This window comes from Pseudomonas sp. E102, from assembly GCF_052660185.1.
In genome coordinates this window covers 4,645,391-4,662,595 of sequence record NZ_CP084025.1, presented here as the reverse complement: position 1 = coordinate 4,662,595, position 17,205 = coordinate 4,645,391, and the positions used below count along the sequence as shown (strand labels likewise).

At 59.9% G+C, this 17,205-nt stretch carries 15 protein-coding genes; 9 read left to right on the top strand and 6 right to left on the bottom strand.

The window, feature by feature from the left end; genetic code table 11:
- Positions 1–3: 3 nt before the first annotated feature.
- From tauA to DOCECA_RS21080, 4 genes are all read right to left on the bottom strand, one after another.
- On the bottom strand, positions 4–981 hold the full coding sequence (tauA, locus tag DOCECA_RS21095; protein WP_445571022.1) for a taurine ABC transporter substrate-binding protein: 978 nt from the start codon (positions 979–981) through the stop codon (positions 4–6).
- 183 nt (positions 982–1,164) lie between these two features.
- A complete protein-coding gene (gene gshA / locus DOCECA_RS21090) occupies positions 1,165–2,748 on the bottom strand; it encodes a glutamate--cysteine ligase (protein ID WP_420766435.1) in 1,584 nt (527 codons plus the stop codon).
- 269 nt (positions 2,749–3,017) lie between these two features.
- Positions 3,018–3,401 (bottom strand): PaaI family thioesterase, encoded by a 384-nt coding sequence (locus tag DOCECA_RS21085; RefSeq protein WP_445571021.1) that lies wholly within the window; start codon positions 3,399–3,401, stop codon positions 3,018–3,020.
- Positions 3,401–5,725, bottom strand: coding sequence for a Tex family protein (locus DOCECA_RS21080; protein WP_434649252.1), 2,325 nt, complete (start codon positions 5,723–5,725; stop codon positions 3,401–3,403). Before DOCECA_RS21080 ends, DOCECA_RS21085 begins: the two co-directional genes overlap by 1 nt.
- A 356-nt stretch (positions 5,726–6,081) precedes the next feature.
- Here DOCECA_RS21080 and ompR point away from each other — a divergent pair, with 356 nt between their 5' ends.
- Entirely contained in the window at positions 6,082–6,822 is a 741-nt protein-coding gene (ompR, locus tag DOCECA_RS21075; protein ID WP_003196691.1) for an osmolarity response regulator transcription factor OmpR, read from the top strand.
- A 111-nt stretch (positions 6,823–6,933) separates the two neighbouring features.
- The gene (locus DOCECA_RS21070; protein ID WP_039592640.1) at positions 6,934–8,247 is read left to right on the top strand and encodes an ATP-binding protein; all 1,314 of its coding nucleotides are present in this window, start codon (positions 6,934–6,936) and stop codon (positions 8,245–8,247) included.
- 130 nt (positions 8,248–8,377) lie between these two features.
- Here DOCECA_RS21070 and rimK read toward each other — a convergent pair whose 3' ends face one another.
- Both rimK and rimB read right to left on the bottom strand, forming a co-directional pair.
- The gene (gene rimK / locus DOCECA_RS21065; protein ID WP_215003541.1) at positions 8,378–9,283 is read right to left on the bottom strand and encodes a 30S ribosomal protein S6--L-glutamate ligase; all 906 of its coding nucleotides are present in this window, start codon (positions 9,281–9,283) and stop codon (positions 8,378–8,380) included.
- Positions 9,280–9,762 (bottom strand): retropepsin-like aspartic endopeptidase RimB, encoded by a 483-nt coding sequence (gene rimB / locus DOCECA_RS21060; RefSeq protein ID WP_039592641.1) that lies wholly within the window; start codon positions 9,760–9,762, stop codon positions 9,280–9,282. Before rimB ends, rimK begins: the two co-directional genes overlap by 4 nt.
- Positions 9,763–9,998: 236 nt before the next feature.
- Here rimB and DOCECA_RS21055 point away from each other — a divergent pair, with 236 nt between their 5' ends.
- The 7 genes from DOCECA_RS21055 to DOCECA_RS21025 all read left to right on the top strand — a co-directional run bounded on the left by DOCECA_RS21055 (position 9,999) and on the right by DOCECA_RS21025 (position 17,158).
- On the top strand, positions 9,999–10,403 hold the full coding sequence (locus DOCECA_RS21055) for an RNA-binding S4 domain-containing protein (protein WP_420766432.1): 405 nt from the start codon (positions 9,999–10,001) through the stop codon (positions 10,401–10,403).
- 227 nt (positions 10,404–10,630) lie between these two features.
- Positions 10,631–11,533 carry an Hsp33 family molecular chaperone HslO gene (hslO, locus tag DOCECA_RS21050; RefSeq protein WP_420766431.1) on the top strand — a complete coding sequence of 301 codons (903 nt, stop codon included), beginning with the start codon at positions 10,631–10,633 and terminating at the stop codon, positions 11,531–11,533.
- Between the two features lie 178 nt (positions 11,534–11,711).
- On the top strand, positions 11,712–13,256 hold the full coding sequence (locus DOCECA_RS21045) for a phosphoenolpyruvate carboxykinase (protein WP_420766430.1): 1,545 nt from the start codon (positions 11,712–11,714) through the stop codon (positions 13,254–13,256).
- A gap of 230 nt (positions 13,257–13,486) precedes the next feature.
- Positions 13,487–14,722 carry a colicin E3/pyocin S6 family cytotoxin gene (locus tag DOCECA_RS21040; RefSeq protein WP_445571020.1) on the top strand — a complete coding sequence of 412 codons (1,236 nt, stop codon included), beginning with the start codon at positions 13,487–13,489 and terminating at the stop codon, positions 14,720–14,722.
- Positions 14,723–14,729: 7 nt separating this feature from the next.
- Complete coding sequence (locus DOCECA_RS21035; RefSeq protein WP_445571019.1) at positions 14,730–14,984, top strand: colicin E3-like toxin immunity protein; 255 nt, start codon at positions 14,730–14,732, stop codon at positions 14,982–14,984.
- A gap of 481 nt (positions 14,985–15,465) precedes the next feature.
- Entirely contained in the window at positions 15,466–16,692 is a 1,227-nt protein-coding gene (locus DOCECA_RS21030; RefSeq protein WP_434561198.1) for a 3-hydroxyacyl-CoA dehydrogenase NAD-binding domain-containing protein, read from the top strand.
- A 46-nt stretch (positions 16,693–16,738) separates the two neighbouring features.
- Positions 16,739–17,158: an acyl-CoA thioesterase gene (locus DOCECA_RS21025; protein WP_420766426.1), complete on the top strand. Its 420-nt coding sequence runs from the start codon at positions 16,739–16,741 to the stop codon at positions 17,156–17,158.
- Positions 17,159–17,205: the final 47 nt, after the last annotated feature.

Below are 17,205 nucleotides of genomic sequence, written 5' to 3'. Positions count from 1 at the left end.
TGATCAGCGAGTGATGTATTTGGCGCTGACGTACGGTGCGTAATCCGGCAGTACGGCTTCGACCTTGCCTTGCTCCTTGAGGAACGCGGCGGTGTCGGTTATCGCCTGGGTGGTTGGGGCGCCGAGGCTCAGCACCTGGTCTGCGGCCAGGGGGAATACGTTGCCTTGCAACAACAGCGGGATATCGCTGGCCTTGGCCCCGGATAGCTTCACCAGCTTGTCGATGTTGGACGCATCGGCCAGCCAGGCTTGTGGGTCCTTGCGGTACTGGGCATAGGCATCCAGGGTGACTTTTGCGAAAGCCGTGACGATTTCAGGGTGCTGCTGGGCGAAGTCCTTGCGCACGATCCATGCGTCGAAGGTCGGTGCGCCAAATTGCGCCAGTTCCGCAGAGGTAATCAGCACCTTGCCGTTTTCCTTGGCCACGCCCAGGGCTGGGTCCCAGACGTAGGTGGCGTCGATGTCGCCGCGTTTCCACGCCGCGATGATGGCCGGTGGGGCGAGGTTGAGCACGGTGACTTTCGATGGGTCGATATTCCAGTGTTTCAGCGCGGCGAGCAGGCTGTAATGGCCGGTGGAAACAAACGGCACGGCGATCTTCTTGCCGATCAGGTCTTGCGGGGTCTTGATGCCGGAGCCGTCACGGGCCACCAAGGCTTCGGCGGCGCCGATCTGCGTCGCGATGAGGAATGTTTCTACTGGCACCTTACGAGTGATCGCGGCGGTCAGCGGGCTGGAGCCGAGGTAGCCGATCTGCACATCGCCCGAGGCGATGGCGGCGATGATATCGGCACCGTTGTCGAACTTGCGCCAGGCGATCTTGGCCTGGGTGGCTTTTTCATACGCGCCATCGGCTTGGGCGACTTTCGCCGGGTCCACGGTGGTCTGGTAGGCGACGGTCAGGTCGGTTGCCTGAGCGAAAAAACTCGCCGCGGCCAGGGAGGCGGCTGCGAGAAGGCGAAGGGGGAAACTCAAAGACATGGTAAAGCTCCTCAACAAGCCGCCGGAGAGTCGGCGTTGGAGGAGACTAAATGATCTAAGAACTATAAAATAAATAACTTTTTCGCATTAGCTTATCTGCGAAAAAGTCTATCGAGAAGCCACGAAACCCCTGTGGCAAGGAAGCAAGCTCCCTCGCCACAGAATGTTCTTGCCAGCGGCGAATCAGTTACTGATCGCTAGAATGCTCGCCTGGTACGACCCCACGAACACGTCGAAATCACCCACTTCGTTCTGCTCCAACTCGGTTTGCTGGACCAGGGATCGCCGAGCATTTTCCTCGAAGGCAATTATTTCATCGGCCGACAGTGGCTCTGCGCGGAAAAACTCGGCGTGGGCCTTGCTCTGGCGCAGGGAGAACTGGGCGAAGCTTTCCTTGTGTTCGGCCATGGCCGCCAGTACCCGGGCGGATGGCGTGAGGGATGGGTCGCGGACTTTTGCCAGTTGGGCGTCCAGCGCCTGGCGGTGGTCATCACCACCTTGGCTTTGGTCGAGCAGTGCCGCCAGCGGGGCGATCTTGTCCAGCAATTCCAGGGCCCAGGCTTGCATGTCCACCGATTCACCCTGGCGCTGCAATTGCAGGCCTGGCTTGCGGCCTTCCTTGACCACCGTCAGGAAGTTGCTGGTGGCGTTGCTGCACTCGTTGTTTTCCAATTGCGGGCTGTCGTCGAGGCCGCAATACAAGAGGAACGCATCGAGGAACCGCGATTCGGTCAGGTCGATGCCCATCGGCAAGAACGGGTTGATGTCCAGGCAACGTACTTCGACGTACTGGATGCCACGGGCCATCAGCGCCTGGATCGGTCGCTCCCCGGTGTAGGTCACGCGCTTGGGGCGGATGTTGGAGTAGTACTCGTTTTCGATCTGCAGGATGTTGGTGTTGAGCTGCACCCATTCGCCGTTCTGGTGAGTGCCAATCTCGACATACGGCGCATACGGCGTTGCCACAGCCTTGCGCAGGCTATCGGTATAGCTTGCCAGGTCGTTGTAGCAAGGCGTCAGGCCGGCCTGGGCGTTGCTCTGGTAACCCAAGTCGCTCATGCGCAGGCTGGTGGCGTAGGGCAGGTACAAGGTGTCCGGGTCCAATTGTTCCAGCTGATGCGGTCGGCCACGCAGGAAACCGGCGTCGAGGGCCGGCGAGGCGCCGAACAGGTACATCAATAGCCAGCTGTAGCGCCGGAAATTGCGGATCAGGGCGATATAGGCCGACGACTGGAAATCCCGGTCGCTCAGATCGCTGGCTTCGTCCTGGCGCAGCAGGGGCCAGAGCTTTTCCGGCAGGGAAAAGTTGTAGTGGATCCCGGCGATGCATTGCATGGTCTTGCCGTAACGCAGGGCCAGACCCTTGCGATAGACATACTTGAGCCGACCGATGTTCGAGGTGCCGTAATAGGCGATCGGAATCTCCTCCTCAGCCGGCAGCGGACACGGCATCGAAGGGCTCCACAGGTATTCGTCGCCGAGCTTGCTGTAGACAAACCGGTGGATCCTGTCGAGGCTGCGCAGGGTATCAGCCGGGTTGGCCAGGGCCGGCGTGATGAATTCCAGCAGCGACTCGGAATAGTCGGTGGTGATCTGTTCGTTGGTCAGCGCCGAGCCCAGGGCTTGCGGGTGCGGCGTCTGCGCCAGGCGCCCGTTGTCGGTGACACGCAGGCATTCACGTTCGATACCGTGCAGGCACTGCTCGAGCAGAGAGAGGTTGGCGCGCTCGCCGAGCAGGGCCAGGCGGCGGTTTAAAAGGTCGCTCAAGTTGAATTCCTTCACGCGTCAGTCGCCCCAATATGGGGGTGGGCAAGACGGTCTACAAGGGTGAAGTTAAAACTGGCGTTTTCGCCTGGTTTACATACGGTCAAAGAAGATCGCCGCTGTCCCTCGTGGGAGCGAGCTTGCTCGCGATAGCGGTATATCAGTCAACTAAATGTGACAGGTCCATCGCCATCGCGAGCAAGCTCGCTCCCACAGGAAAGCCCGACACCGCATTCGTGGCGTCGAAATTAACTCAAATCGATGACCAGGAGCTATAGGACAGCGAACGTGCCTTGCGCTTTTGCGACCAGCTTGTCGCCTTGCATCACATCGGCCTCGACCACCAATGTGCGCCGGCCCGGGTGGATGACCCGGGCGGTGCACAACACCTCGCCGTCGGACACGGCGCGGATGTAGTTGATCTTGCATTCGATGGTCGCAGACTGCTGGTCGAAGCCATGGACACTGGAGCAGGCCAGGCCCATGGCGATGTCCACCAGGCTGAACAGCGCGCCACCGTGCAGCTTGCCGCCGCGATTACGCAATTCGGGGGCCAGGTCCAGGGTGACTTGCGCCACCCCGTCCCCAACGCTGTGCAAACGGCAGCCGAGCAGCTTGAAAAACGCGCTCTCCACCAACCCGGCTGGCGCGTCCATCAGCGTTTCTTCAATTGCTTGGCGTTGGCGAACAGCGAGGCCATGGCGTTGTTCGCCGGGGCCGCCGTGGCGGTTTCCTTGCGGGGCGCGGTGTTCTGCGACTGGCGTGGGGCGGCGCCTGGGCGAGCACCGCGGGCACCGTCGACCTTCTCACCCGGCGTGTCACTCATGCGCATCGACAGGCCAACGCGTTTGCGCGGGATATCGACTTCCATGACCTTCACTTTCACCACGTCGCCGGCCTTCACGGCTTCGCGCGGGTCCTTGATGAATTTTTCCGACAGTGCCGAGATGTGTACCAGGCCGTCCTGGTGCACGCCGATATCAACGAACGCGCCGAAGTTGGTCACGTTGGTGACCACGCCTTCGAGGATCATGCCCGGTTGCAAGTCCTTGAGGTCTTCGACGCCTTCCTGGAATTCGGCGGTCTTGAACTCCGGACGCGGGTCGCGGCCCGGCTTCTCCAGCTCTTGCAGAATGTCGGTCACGGTGGGCAGGCCGAAGGTTTCGTCGGTGAATTTCTTCGGGTCCAGGCGCTTGAGGAACGCGGCGTCGCCGATCAGCGAGCGGATGTCGCGGTCGGTCTGGGCGGCGATGCGTTGCACCAGCGGATACGCTTCCGGGTGGACCGCCGAGGAGTCGAGCGGGTTGTCGCCGTTCATGACGCGCAGGAAGCCGGCGGCTTGTTCGAAGGTTTTTTCACCCAGGCGCGGGACTTTCTTCAACGCGGCGCGGGTCTTGAACGCGCCATGTTCGTCACGGTGGGTGACAATGTTCTGCGCGAGTGTCGCGTTCAGGCCGGAAATCCGCGCCAGCAGTGCCACCGAAGCGGTGTTCACGTCCACACCCACGGCGTTCACGCAATCCTCCACCACGGCGTCCAGGCCACGGGCCAGTTTCAGTTGGGACACGTCGTGCTGGTATTGACCGACACCGATGGATTTCGGATCGATCTTCACCAGTTCCGCCAGTGGGTCCTGCAGGCGACGGGCGATCGACACCGCGCCACGGATCGACACGTCCAGGTCCGGGAATTCCTTCGAAGCCAGTTCCGACGCCGAATAAACAGAAGCACCGGCTTCGGAGACCATGACCTTGGTCATTTTCATGGCCGGGTATTTCTTGATCAGTTCCGCTGCCAGCTTGTCGGTCTCGCGGCTGGCGGTGCCGTTGCCGATAGCGATCAGGTCCACCGAATGCTTGGCGCACAGGGCGGCGAGCACCGCGAGGGTCTGGTCCCATTTGTTGTGCGGCACGTGCGGGTAGACCGTGGCGTGGTCCAGCAACTTACCGGTTGAATCGACGACCGCTACCTTGCAACCGGTGCGCAGGCCCGGGTCCAGGCCCAGGGTGGCGCGGGGGCCGGCCGGCGCGGCCAACAGCAGGTCGTGCAGGTTGTGGGCGAATACGTTGATCGCCTCGGTCTCGGCGTTATCGCGCAACTCACCGAGCAAGTCGGTTTCCAGGTGGGTATAGAGCTTGACCTTCCAGGTCCAGCGCACCACCTCGGCCAGCCATTTGTCGGCGGCGCGGTTCTGGTTCTGGATGCCGAATTGCTGGGCGATCATGCCTTCGCACGGATGCATGGTGCCGGGCAGTTCTTCGCCAACCTTCAGTGCGGAGCTGAGAATGCCTTCGTTGCGGCCACGGAAAATCGCCAGGGCACGGTGGGACGGCATGCTCTTGAGCGGTTCGTCGTGCTCGAAGTAGTCGCGGAACTTGGCGCCTTCCTCCTCTTTGCCGGCGATGACGCGGGCACTGAGGGTCGCCTCCTGCTTGAGGAAGTTACGCAGCTTTTCCAGCAGGTTGGCGTCTTCGGCGAAACGCTCCATGAGGATGTACTTGGCGCCTTCCAGCGCGGCCTTTACGTCCGCCACGCCTTTTTCCGCATCGATAAAACGCGCGGCTTCGGTTTCCGGGGCGAGAGTCGGGTCGTTGAACAGGCCGTCGGCCAGCTCGCCGAGGCCGGCTTCCAGGGCGATCTGGCCCTTGGTGCGGCGCTTTTGCTTGTAGGGCAGGTACAAGTCTTCGAGGCGGGTCTTGGTGTCGGCCAGCTTGATGTCGCGTTCGAGTTGCGGGGTCAGCTTGCCCTGCTCCTGGATGCTCGCCAGGATGCTGATGCGCCGTTCGTCGAGTTCACGCAGGTAGCGCAGGCGCTCTTCCAGATGACGCAATTGAGTGTCATCGAGGCTGCCTGTCACTTCTTTCCGGTAACGGGCGATGAAAGGGACCGTGGAGCCTTCATCGAGTAGCGCGACGGCCGCTTCGACCTGTTGTGGGCGGACGCCGAGCTCCTCGGCGATGCGGCTGTTGATGCTGTCCATAAAACCACCTGACAAATTGTGAAATCAGGCTCGCCACCGCAGAAGCCGGGCTCGGCGAGACTGGTTGAGCGGCCTGGCGTGCGCCGCTGCCTGGGTCAAAAGGCTGCCTGTTAACCCGTGAAATCAAAAAAATGCTGCCTGGCCAGGGGGAAAAAGTGTTTCGCCGGTGTAACGATCCGGCCCTGTCCTGGCACAAAGGCCGCGCATTATAACCAGCGTTCCACCGTTAGGGTGCGTCGCGCCCGTGGGCTTGATCAGCGGATTGCTGGAGATAGGCGAAAAATCTGCTAACAATGCACACGGTACGCACAACGGCAGCTAGGCCATAATGCGCGCCGAGATCAAAGGAGCTTCCTATGAGCAGCACCGCACAAACTGCTGAAGGCGAAAAAATTCTGATTGTTGACGACGATCCAGGGCTGAGCAGCCTGCTGGAGCGCTTTTTCGTCAGCAAGGGTTACCGAGCCCGCACTGTACCGAACACGGAGCAAATGGACCGTCTGTTGGCCCGTGAGGTTTTCAACCTCGTCGTCCTCGACCTGATGCTGCCCGGTGAAGACGGCTTGACCGCCTGTCGTCGCCTGCGCGGCGCGAACAACCAGATCCCGATCATCATGCTGACCGCCAAGGGCGACGAGCTGAGCCGTATCAAGGGCCTTGAACTGGGCGCCGACGATTACCTGGCCAAGCCGTTCAATCCGGACGAGCTGATGGCGCGGGTCAAGGCAGTCTTGCGTCGCCAGTCGGCGCCGGTGCCGGGCGCGCCGGGCAGCGAAGACGAAAGCGTCACCTTCGGCGACTATGAACTGTCGCTGGCCACCCGCGAGCTCAAGCGCGGCGACGAGGTACACATGCTCACCACCGGTGAGTTTGCGGTCCTCAAGGCTTTGGTGATGAACGCTCGCCAGCCGCTGACCCGAGACAAGCTGATGAATTTGGCCCGTGGCCGGGAATGGGATGCGCTGGAGCGTTCCATCGACGTGCAGATTTCCCGCTTGCGCCGGATGATCGAGCCCGATCCATCCAAGCCGCGTTATATCCAGACCGTCTGGGGCGTAGGCTACGTATTCGTGCCGGATGGCGCCGCCAGCAAGTGATCGGCGATTTGTAGGAGCGGGAAGCCTGGTTGATTGAAGTCTTTTCCAGGCGACTCGCGGTCCGTCATTGTGCGAGCATCGCTCGCTCCTGCAAGTGTGTAGCGGCTATTCATGAAAACCCCCGTTTGGTTCCCCCAGAGTTTCTTTTCCCGCACCCTCTGGCTGGTGCTCATCGTCGTGCTTTTTTCCAAGGCGCTGACGTTGGTCTACCTGCTGATGAACGAAGACGTGCTGGTGGACCGCCAATACAGTCACGGCGTTGCCTTGACATTGCGGGCCTACTGGGCGGCCGACGAAACCAATCGAGCAAAGATTGCCGAGGCGGCAACATTGATCCGGGTGGTCGGAGCCGGCGTGCCGGAAGGCGAGCAGCACTGGCCATACAGCGAGATCTATCAGCGGCAGATGCAGGCCGAGTTGGGCGCCGACACCGAGGTGCGATTGCGCATGCACTCGCCGCCGGCATTGTGGGTGCGCGCGCCAAGCCTTGGGGATGGTTGGCTGAAGGTTCCGCTGTACCCCCATCCATTGCGGGGCCAGAAGATCTGGAACGTGCTGGGCTGGTTCCTGGCGATCGGCCTGCTTTCAACGGCTTCGGCGTGGATCTTCGTCAGCCAGCTCAACCAACCGCTCAAACGCCTCGTGTACGCCGCCCGGCAATTGGGCCAGGGGCGTAGTGTACGGTTGCCGATCAGCGATACGCCCAGCGAGATGACCGAGGTGTACCGAGCGTTCAACCAGATGGCCGAAGATGTCGAGCAGGCCGGACGCGAGCGTGAGCTGATGCTTGCAGGGGTCTCCCATGACTTGCGCACGCCCCTGACCCGGTTGCGGTTATCGCTGGAGTTGATGGGCGAGCACACCGACCTGACTGATGAAATGGTCCGCGATATCGAAGACATGGACGCGATTCTTGACCAGTTCCTGGCATTCATTCGCGACGGTCGTGATGAGTCGGTGGAAGAAGTCGATCTCAGCGACCTGGTTCGGGAGGTGGCTGCACCCTATAACCAGAACGAAGAGAAGGTCCACCTGCGCCTGGAGCCGATCCAGCCGTTCCCGCTACGTCGCGTATCGATGAAGCGCCTGCTGAACAACCTGATCGGCAACGCCCTGAACCATGCAGGCACCGGTGTGGAAGTGGCCGCCTACGTTTCGGGCGATACCAGCGCGCCCTACGTCGTGCTGAGCGTCATGGACCGAGGCGCCGGCATCGATCCGTCGGAATTGGAGGCCATTTTCAATCCGTTCACCCGAGGCGATCGCGCCCGGGGGGGAAAGGGCACGGGACTGGGCCTGGCGATCGTCAAGCGCATCGCCTCGATGCACGGCGGCAACGTCGAGCTGCGCAATCGCGTGGGCGGCGGACTGGAAGCGCGGGTGCGGCTGCCGTTGGGCTTGATGTTGCCTCGGGATGCGGTGTAGCGGAATCGCTCGGAAGGCGCAAAACCTGTGGGAGCGAGCTTGCTCGCGATGCGGTGGCTCAGCCAAATTTATGTTGGCTGACACACCGTCATCGCGAGCAAGCTCGCTCCCACAGTAATTTATAAATGGATTACCCCTTGCCCTTGGTCCGGGTCATGTTCGGCCCGCCGTTTTTCTCCAAGTGCTCGATGATGATCCCTGCCACGTTCTTGCTGGTGGTGGTCTCGATGCCTTCCAGGCCTGGCGAGGAGTTGACTTCCATCACCAGCGGTCCGTGATTGGAGCGCAGGATGTCCACGCCAGCCACCGCCAGCCCCATGACCTTGGCTGCCCGCAGGGCGGTCATGCGCTCTTCCGGCGTGATCTTGATCAGGCTTGCGCTGCCGCCGCGATGCAGGTTGGAGCGAAACTCCCCTGGCTTGGCCTGGCGCTTCATCGACGCGATTACTTTGTCGCCGACCACGAAGCAACGAATGTCCGCGCCCCCGGCTTCCTTGATGTATTCCTGGACCATGATGTTCTGCTTCAGGCCCATGAATGCTTCGATCACCGACTCCGCCGCCGTTGCGGTTTCGCACAGCACCACGCCAATGCCCTGGGTGCCCTCCAATACCTTGATAACCAGAGGCGCGCCATTGACCATGGCGATCAGGTCGGGAATGTCATCTGGAGAGTGGGCGAAGCCGGTCACGGGCAAGCCGATGCCACGCCGAGACAGCAATTGCAGCGAGCGCAGCTTGTCTCGCGAGCGGGCAATCGCAACGGACTCATTGAGGGGATACACCCCCATCATTTCGAACTGGCGCAATACCGCGCAACCGTAGAAGGTCACCGACGCGCCGATACGCGGGATCACCGCATCGAAGCCTTCCAGCGGCTTGCCGCGGTAATGGATTTGCGGTTTGTGGCTGGCAATGTTCATGTAGGCGCGCAGGGTATCGATCACCACCATTTCATGGCCACGCTCGGTCCCGGCCTCGACCAGGCGGCGGGTGGAATACAGACGCGGGTTTCGCGACAGCACAGCGATCTTCATGCAACACCTGTGGCAGAGGTAGTGGATACCGGGAATGCCGGCTTGTCTTGAACGTATTTGATGCCTGGATTGACCACCAACTGGCCGTCGATCAAGGCCTTGGAACCCAGCAACAGGCGATAACGCATGGATTTGCGGCAGGCGAGGGTGAATTCGACCCGCCAGAACCGATCGCCCAACGCCAGCGTGGTGCTGATCACATAGCGGACCTGGGCGTGGCCGTTGGAGCTCTTGATGGTCTTGCGCGCCACCAAGGGTGCTTCGCAGCGGCGATGGCGCAGTTGCACGACGGTGCCGAGGTGCGCGGTGAAGCGCACCCATTTTTCGCCGTCACGCTCGAATGGCTCGATGTCGGTGGCGTGCAGGCTCGAGGTGCTGGCGCCGGTGTCGATTTTTGCCCGTAGCCCGGCGACTCCCAGATCAGGGAGCGCCACCCACTCGCGCAGACCGACAACGGTCAGATGGTCGAAAGTCTTCAATAAAAAACAACCTGAAATTGGCGCATCGGATTGCGGGCCCCGCGAATCGCGGTATTCACGCAGAATAATCACAAAATGACGACAGTTATCTACGTACTTGTTTGCATGTGTAACCGATGCCGACGCATGCCATGCGGACAGGCGGTTCGGCGGGCATTCTATCCGTCGGGACGGATTCGTGCGCCCGACAAAAACGGTAGTACAGTTCCAGCCATAGGTTAGAAAGAGGAATCCAAGTGGCACAAAAAAGCGAAGAGGATGACAAGGTCCGTCTCGATAAATGGTTGTGGGCGGCACGATTCTATAAAACCCGTGCCTTGGCCAAGGCTGCCATTGAAAGCGGCAAGGTCCATCACCGGGGCGAACGATGCAAGCCTGGCAAAGAGCCACGTATCGGTGATGAATACGTCATTCGAACAGGCTTCGACGAAAAAACGGTGGTCGTCGAAGCTTTGTCCATCGTGCGTCGCGGCGCGCCGCAGGCTCAAACGCTATACCGCGAGACCGAAGCCAGCGTCGCCAAGCGCGAAGCGGCAGCCGCCCAACGCAAGGCCGGTGCCCTGGGTGTGAGCACCGATGGCAAGCCCAGCAAGAAACAACGGCGAGACCTGTTCAAGTTCCATGGGAGCAACAGCGAGTAAAGCATCGGCCACACCGGAGCTTGCTCCCGCTGGGCTGCGTAGCGGCCCCAGAATCTTGCGGTCGCTACGCAACCGAGCGGGAGCAAGCTCCCTCGCCACAACAGCGCTGCACATGCGGATAGATGTTCAGTCTTCCCACAAAGCAAAATCATGGCTTGCTTGGAACCCATCCTGAATGCCCATAAAATGCCAGCCATCCATTGCCATCACCTCAGAACCAGACTCCTATGACTGATTTACCGGATACCGACTACACCCAACGTTTCATCTTCGATGACAGCGACGCCCGTGGCGAGCTGGTAGCGTTGGAGCGTAGCTACGCCGAAGTCCTCGCCAAGCACCCCTATCCGGAGCCGGTCGCGCAGTTGCTCGGCGAGTTGATGGCCGCCGCGGCGCTGCTGGTGGGTACCTTGAAATTCGATGGCTTGTTGATTCTCCAGGCCCGTTCCGAAGGCCCGGTGCCATTGTTGATGATCGAGTGTTCGAGCGAGCGTGAGATCCGAGGCCTGGCCCGTTATCACGCCGAGCAGATCGCCCCCGACGCGACACTCTCCGACCTGATGCCCAATGGCGTTTTGGCCCTGACGGTCGACCCGAGCCATGGCAAGCGCTACCAAGGCATTGTCGATCTCGACGGCGCAACGCTGGCCGAGTGCTTCACCAACTACTTCGTCATGTCCCAGCAGACCAACACACGCTTCTGGCTGTACGCCGACGGGCGGCGTGCCCGTGGCCTGCTGTTGCAGCAATTGCCGGCCGACCGCATTCGTGATTCGGAAGAACGTGATGCCAGCTGGCAACACGTCACCGCTCTCGCCAGCACCTTGAGCGCCGATGAGCTGCTGGGCCTGGACAACGAAACCATCCTGCATCGCCTCTACCACGAAGAACAGGTTCGCCTGTTCGAAGGCCAGCCGTTACGCTTCAAATGCAGTTGCTCCCGTGAACGTTCCGGCAATGCGTTGGTCAGTCTGGGTCTGGAAGATGCGCAGCAATTGGTGATCGAGCATGGCGGCGCCATCGAAATCGATTGCCAGTTTTGCAATGAGCGCTACCTGTTCGATGCCGCGGACATCGCCCAATTGTTCGCCGGTGCGGGTGTCGACACACCGTCAGATACTCGTCACTAAATCGGTTCAGCGCAGGTAAATCTCCTGGCAAACGCCGGATTTACGCCGTACTGACGGGAGGGCCCTACTCTTTTTGGGCTTTTCTGGCATAATCCGGCCCACTTTTTTCGGGTAGTAGTGCGCGACTTCCTACTACAAAACGTTTGGAGCACTCGGCCACGGGCCGACGGGGAATCTCATGACGCAAGCCAATAACGCCGTGTACACCGATCTGAGTGTCGATGATCTGGTTAAAGAAGCCCTGAATCGCGGTGAAGGCGAGCTTGCCGATACTGGCGCGCTGGTTGTACGTACCGGTCATCGTACCGGTCGTTCGCCAGTGGACCGTTTCATTGTGGAAGAGCCAACCACCCAGCACGCCATTGCCTGGGGCCCGATCAACCGCAAGTTCCCGGCTGACAAGTTCGATGCCTTGTGGAACCGCGTCGCAGCCTACCTGGGCGAGCGCGAGCGTTTTGTCTCCCACGTGCATGTAGGTTCCGATCCTGCGCACTACCTGCCGGTCAAGATGACCACCGAGACTGCCTGGCACAACCTGTTCGGCCGCTGCCTGTTCATCAACCCCGAGCAATACAACGCCGGCGGCAAGGACGAATGGCAGATCCTCAACGCGCCGAACTTCGTCTGCGAGCCTGAGCGCGACGGCACCAACTCCGACGGTACCGTGATCATCAACTTCGCGGCCAAGAAAGTGCTGATTGCTGGCATGCGCTACGCCGGCGAGATGAAGAAAGCCCTGTTCTCCGTGCAGAACTTCCTGCTGCCGGCCGCCGACGTGCTGCCGATGCACTGCGCCGCGAACATGGGCGAAGAGGGCGACGTGACCCTGTTCTTCGGCCTGTCGGGCACTGGCAAGACCACCCTGTCCGCCGATGAAAGCCGCTACCTGATCGGTGACGACGAGCACGGTTGGGGCGTGGGCGTGGTCTTCAACATCGAAGGCGGTTGCTATGCCAAGTGCATCGACCTGTCCGAGAAGAACGAGCCGGTCATCTGGAAAGCCATCCAGCACGGCGCCGTACTGGAAAACGTGGTCCTGGACCCGGTCACCAAGAAAGCCGACTATGCCGACGACAGCCTGACCCAGAACAGCCGCGCCGCCTACCCGCGTGAGCTGATCGAAAAACGCGCACCGAAAAACCTCGGTGGCGAGCCAAACGCCGTGATCTTCCTGACCTGCGACCTGACCGGCGTACTGCCACCTGTGTCGATCCTCAGCGAAGAACAAGCCGCCTACCACTTCCTGTCCGGCTACACCGCACTGGTGGGCTCGACCGAAATGGGTTCGGGCAGCGGCATCAAGTCGACTTTCTCCACCTGCTTCGGCGCGCCGTTCTTCCCGCGTCCAGCCGGTGAATACGCTGAGCTGCTGATCAAGCGCATCCGTGGTTTCGGCTCCAAGGTCTACCTGGTCAACACCGGCTGGACCGGCGGCGGCTACGGCGTCGGCAAGCGCTTCAACATCCCGACCACCCGTGCGGTGATCGCAGCGATCCAGAGCGGCGCGCTGATCGGTGCTGAAACCGAACACCTGGACATCATCAACCTGGACGTGCCGCTGGCCGTCCCAGGCGTCGAGACTGGCCTGTTGAACCCACGCAACACCTGGGCCGACAAGGCTGCCTACGACGAAGCGGCCAAGGCATTGGCCGGTCTGTTCATCGAAAACTTCAAGAAGTTCGAAGTGAGCGACGCGATCAAGGCGGCAGGTCCACAGCTGTAAGGCTTGCCGATACATGAGAAAGCCGCCCTTTAAGGGCGGCTTTTTTGTGGGTGACTATTTTTCTTCCCGCGCCTGTTTATCCCTGGAAAGTAGAGGGCGAAATCGTATCCCAACAAAAAGAAAAGTCTCACGTCAGTCTCGGAACCGTCTGGTGATCACTTCCTTGCTTACTCGGTAAGGTTCGCCGCGCCGCTTGTATTGAACGGGCGCTGACCGAGCAAGGACGAAGCATGGCGAAAGGTAAAAGCGATATCCCTCAGGTCTGGGAGTACCGCGGTGGCGAAAGGCGCTACAGAGTCCTGCGGGACATGACCCCGGGCGAGCTGGCAAAAAGAGACGCCGATTTTAAAGCCCATGAGGACATGCTCGCTCGGCAAGAGGAATACATGAGCCAGCGGCTGGGCCAGACAAGCCAGAGGGATGCACCGAGCATCAAGGGCTGTGTGTTCGCCAAATCCTGCGAACTGCCCGATGCAATCATCGACTATCACAATCCAACCGGTTACATCCCGACGGAACTGCTGAGCGCCTATGGTGCGTTCAAATTGTTGGGCGGTCGGGAGGTTGACGCGTCAGGCTGCGTACCGCTGAAGACCATCAGCGGAGCGTTACCGGCGAGTTTTGGCACGCTCGCACTGGGTGGGACCGCTTTGGCCTCCCTTGGCGCTGGCGCGACGGTCACGGCACCCGTGGCGGCCGGCGCGCTGGTGGGGTTGGTGGGGCTGCTGATGCCCTCGAACCTGGGCGATGGTTCGCTGTACACCGAAGAGCAACTAAGGTCCCTTGAAAAAGCGCGCAGCCGGGTTCGCCTACATGTCGAAACCCAGGCCGACGGGACGCTGAAAGGGTATGGCTACAACACCCAGTCAAGACGCGACTGGGAGATGATCCCGGTGGTGACATTCCAGGCGCGTGGCGAGCAGCAAGTGGCAGCTTTTGGCGATGGGGTCGAGTTGATCTGGACGCCGGCAGTGGACCCTTGCGCGACGTTGGGCATCCCAGCTTTGGAGGCTGCGCCACAGGCGCCGCGTATCTGGATCTTCCCGCCGACACCCATGGCGGACAGCATTATCGTCAATCCGATTTATCCACCGGAATACAAGGATTTCATTCTTGTGTTTCCGGTGGGGTCTGGGGTTTCGCCGTTATATATAGTTTTGAGTGTTCGGCGCAAAGGGTTGCCGGAGGCAGGGCATGATTACCATCGGGCACCAAAGACAGAGGAGATTACTGGATTTGCTGACTTGAAGATCGCCAAACAAAAGACCCCTCGTCAAGGTGGGGGCGGTTTTCGCGAACGGTGGACCGATTCTAAAAAAAGAACTATTTATGAGTGGGATTTCATGCACGGTGAGTTGGAGGCATACCGTGCTAGTGATGGAAGCCATCTAGGTTCGTTTGACTATTTAACGGGCGAGCAACTAGATCGTCCGAAACCGAATCGTAATATTAAAAAATATTTGTGAGAAAAAAATGGGTCTAAAGCTAAAACTGAGTTGGTATGACAAAGAAACCGAGTTAGGCGAAGGGCGCGAATATTCACAGGATTTTGGCGACGATTCATGGGTGCTTGTTGAGCTGGGGGTGCCTGTAGAAAACAACATTAACGTGGGTGGATTTAATGTTGATGACAAATGGGCTGAGATATTACAGCCCCATTTTGAACATGTTCTAAATCTAACGCTGTATGACTATCAAGTCTCTTTTGATTATCGAGATGAGTGGTGAGCGTAAGGTAACGAGGCCGCGGGAACTACAATTGGCATTTCCACTCCAGCAAGCATCGGTGGCACTTCGGGTAGCCTCATGCAAGCGCCTAGCAAGAGGCTTGTGATCAGGACGGTAGGTAACGTCAGTTTCTTCAACATGATTTTCTCCTTGGTTAATGTGCAAAGGGCATCCTGCCTTTTGCTGGTCTGATCTGCTGATTCATGGATCGACGGCGCACCTTAACGCGTCAAATGACTGGAGACGAGACATCAAAACGCCTGGATTTGTATCGCTTCGTGGCAAAGCGGTAACACTCCCGAGCGGTATCATCCGGTGCGTGGAGAACACGGGCGAGTTCAATCACATCACAGGCGAGCAGACCAACAACTGCGAGCTCCATCCATCCGCTGAATGCCCTCCATCACACGAATAAATTTCAAAAAATGTCGATGGCTGACTAAGGTGAAGCAGTCTTTGGATCGCCAACAAGAGAGCAAACATGAGCCAGACATCCTTCGATATCCAGCGCGCCGCCGTGGTCGGCGCAGGCACCATGGGGCGGGGCATCGTGATGTGCCTGGCCAACGCTGGCGTTACGGTGCAGTGGGTCGATAACAATCCACAAATGCTGGAGCAGGCGCTGGCCACGGTGGCCGATACCTACGCCCATAACGTCCGCCAGGGCCGACTCGAACAAAGCGAAGCCGACGCCAGGATCGCCCGTATTGCGCGGGCCCAGGACTACGCGGCGATCCGCAACGTGGACCTGGTCATTGAAGCAGTCTACGAGAACCTCGAACTCAAGCAGAAAATATTTCGCGAGCTGGACGGCATGCTCAAGCCCGAGGCAATCCTGGCAAGTAACACCTCGGCGCTGGATATCGATGCCATTGCCGCCGCCACGCGTCGGCCAACGCAAGTGCTGGGCCTGCACTTCTTCAGCCCGGCGCACATCATGAAGTTGTTGGAGATCGTGCGCGGCGCACAAACGTCCAAGGCTGTGCTGGACGCTGCCCTGGCGCTGGGCAAGCGCATGGGCAAGGTGAGCGTGGTGTCGGGCAATTGTCACGGCTTCATCGGCAACCGAATGCTTCACCCTTATGTGCTGGAGGCGCGCAAGATGCTGTTGGAGGGTGCGTTCCCCCATCAGGTGGATGCGGCGCTGCAGGGCTTTGGTTTCGCCATGGGACCGTTTCGAATGTACGACGTGGTCGGGATCGATCTGGAGTGGCGCGCGCGGGAGCTGGCGGGCCAAGGGCAGGATGCCCCCGAGGTGCAGGTGGACAACCGCTTGTGCGAGTTGGGTCGGTTCGGCCAGAAAAGTGGCAACGGTTATTACCACTATGAGCCGGGCAGCCGGCAGGCTGAACACGATGTAGAAGTCGATGCGCTGGTGCAGCGAGTCAGCGAGGACCTGGGTTTCCAGCGGCGTGACATCGACGCCGATGAGATCCTCGAACGCTGCTTGCTGGCGCTGGTCAACGAAGGTGCGAAGATTCTCCAGGAAGGCATTGCCGAGTCGTCCCATGATATCGACCTGGTGTATCTCAACGGCTATGGCTTCCCGGCTGACAAGGGCGGCCCGATGGCCTGGGCTGATCAGCAAGGCCTTGCGGACATCCATGCACGCTTGGTGGACCTTGAGACGAAGCAGGGGGATCAATGGAAGCCTGCTCGCCTGATCGGAGAGTTGGCGGCGCAAGGCAAGGGTTTCTCGCAGCGATAACCGACAGCCTGTCTTCCCCACAACACTGCACAACCAAGGACAAGAGATGCCCCAGCGCACCGAGTACTTTCATTTCCAGCCGGTGACTACGCGCTGGCACGACAACGATGTGTACGGTCACGTCAATAACGTCACCTACTACAGCTTTTTCGATACGGCGGTGAATACCTACCTGATCGAGGCCGGTGGACTGGATATCCATGACGGCGAAGTAGTGGGTTTCGTGGTGAGTTCAGCCTGCGACTATTTTGCATCGGTCGCATTTCCGGACCGGATCGAGATCGGCCTGCGGGTCGCCAAGCTGGGCAACAGTTCGGTGCAATACGAGCTGGCGGTGTTCAAGGAGAACGAGCAGGAGGCCTGCGCGGCGGGGCGCTTCGTGCATGTGTTCGTGGACCGGATGTCGAATCAGCCAGTGCCGATCCCGGGTCGGCTACGCGAGGCATTGGAACGATTGGTACCCTGAAACGAAAAATCGCAGCCTCCGGTCAGTCTCCCGAAGGCTGCGATCAT

Coding starts and splice junctions, on each gene's coding strand:
- tauA (WP_445571022.1), bottom strand. CDS start 981: ATGTCTTTGAGTTTCCCCCTTCGCCTTCTCGCAGCCGCCTCCCTGGCC.
- DOCECA_RS21085 (WP_445571021.1), bottom strand. CDS start 3,401: ATGGACGCGCCAGCCGGGTTGGTGGAGAGCGCGTTTTTCAAGCTGCTC.
- DOCECA_RS21080 (WP_434649252.1), bottom strand. CDS start 5,725: ATGGACAGCATCAACAGCCGCATCGCCGAGGAGCTCGGCGTCCGCCCA.
- ompR (WP_003196691.1), top strand. CDS start 6,082: ATGAGCAGCACCGCACAAACTGCTGAAGGCGAAAAAATTCTGATTGTT.
- DOCECA_RS21070 (WP_039592640.1), top strand. CDS start 6,934: ATGAAAACCCCCGTTTGGTTCCCCCAGAGTTTCTTTTCCCGCACCCTC.
- rimK (WP_215003541.1), bottom strand. CDS start 9,283: ATGAAGATCGCTGTGCTGTCGCGAAACCCGCGTCTGTATTCCACCCGC.
- hslO (WP_420766431.1), top strand. CDS start 10,631: ATGACTGATTTACCGGATACCGACTACACCCAACGTTTCATCTTCGAT.
- DOCECA_RS21045 (WP_420766430.1), top strand. CDS start 11,712: ATGACGCAAGCCAATAACGCCGTGTACACCGATCTGAGTGTCGATGAT.
- DOCECA_RS21040 (WP_445571020.1), top strand. CDS start 13,487: ATGGCGAAAGGTAAAAGCGATATCCCTCAGGTCTGGGAGTACCGCGGT.
- DOCECA_RS21035 (WP_445571019.1), top strand. CDS start 14,730: ATGGGTCTAAAGCTAAAACTGAGTTGGTATGACAAAGAAACCGAGTTA.
- DOCECA_RS21030 (WP_434561198.1), top strand. CDS start 15,466: ATGAGCCAGACATCCTTCGATATCCAGCGCGCCGCCGTGGTCGGCGCA.
- DOCECA_RS21025 (WP_420766426.1), top strand. CDS start 16,739: ATGCCCCAGCGCACCGAGTACTTTCATTTCCAGCCGGTGACTACGCGC.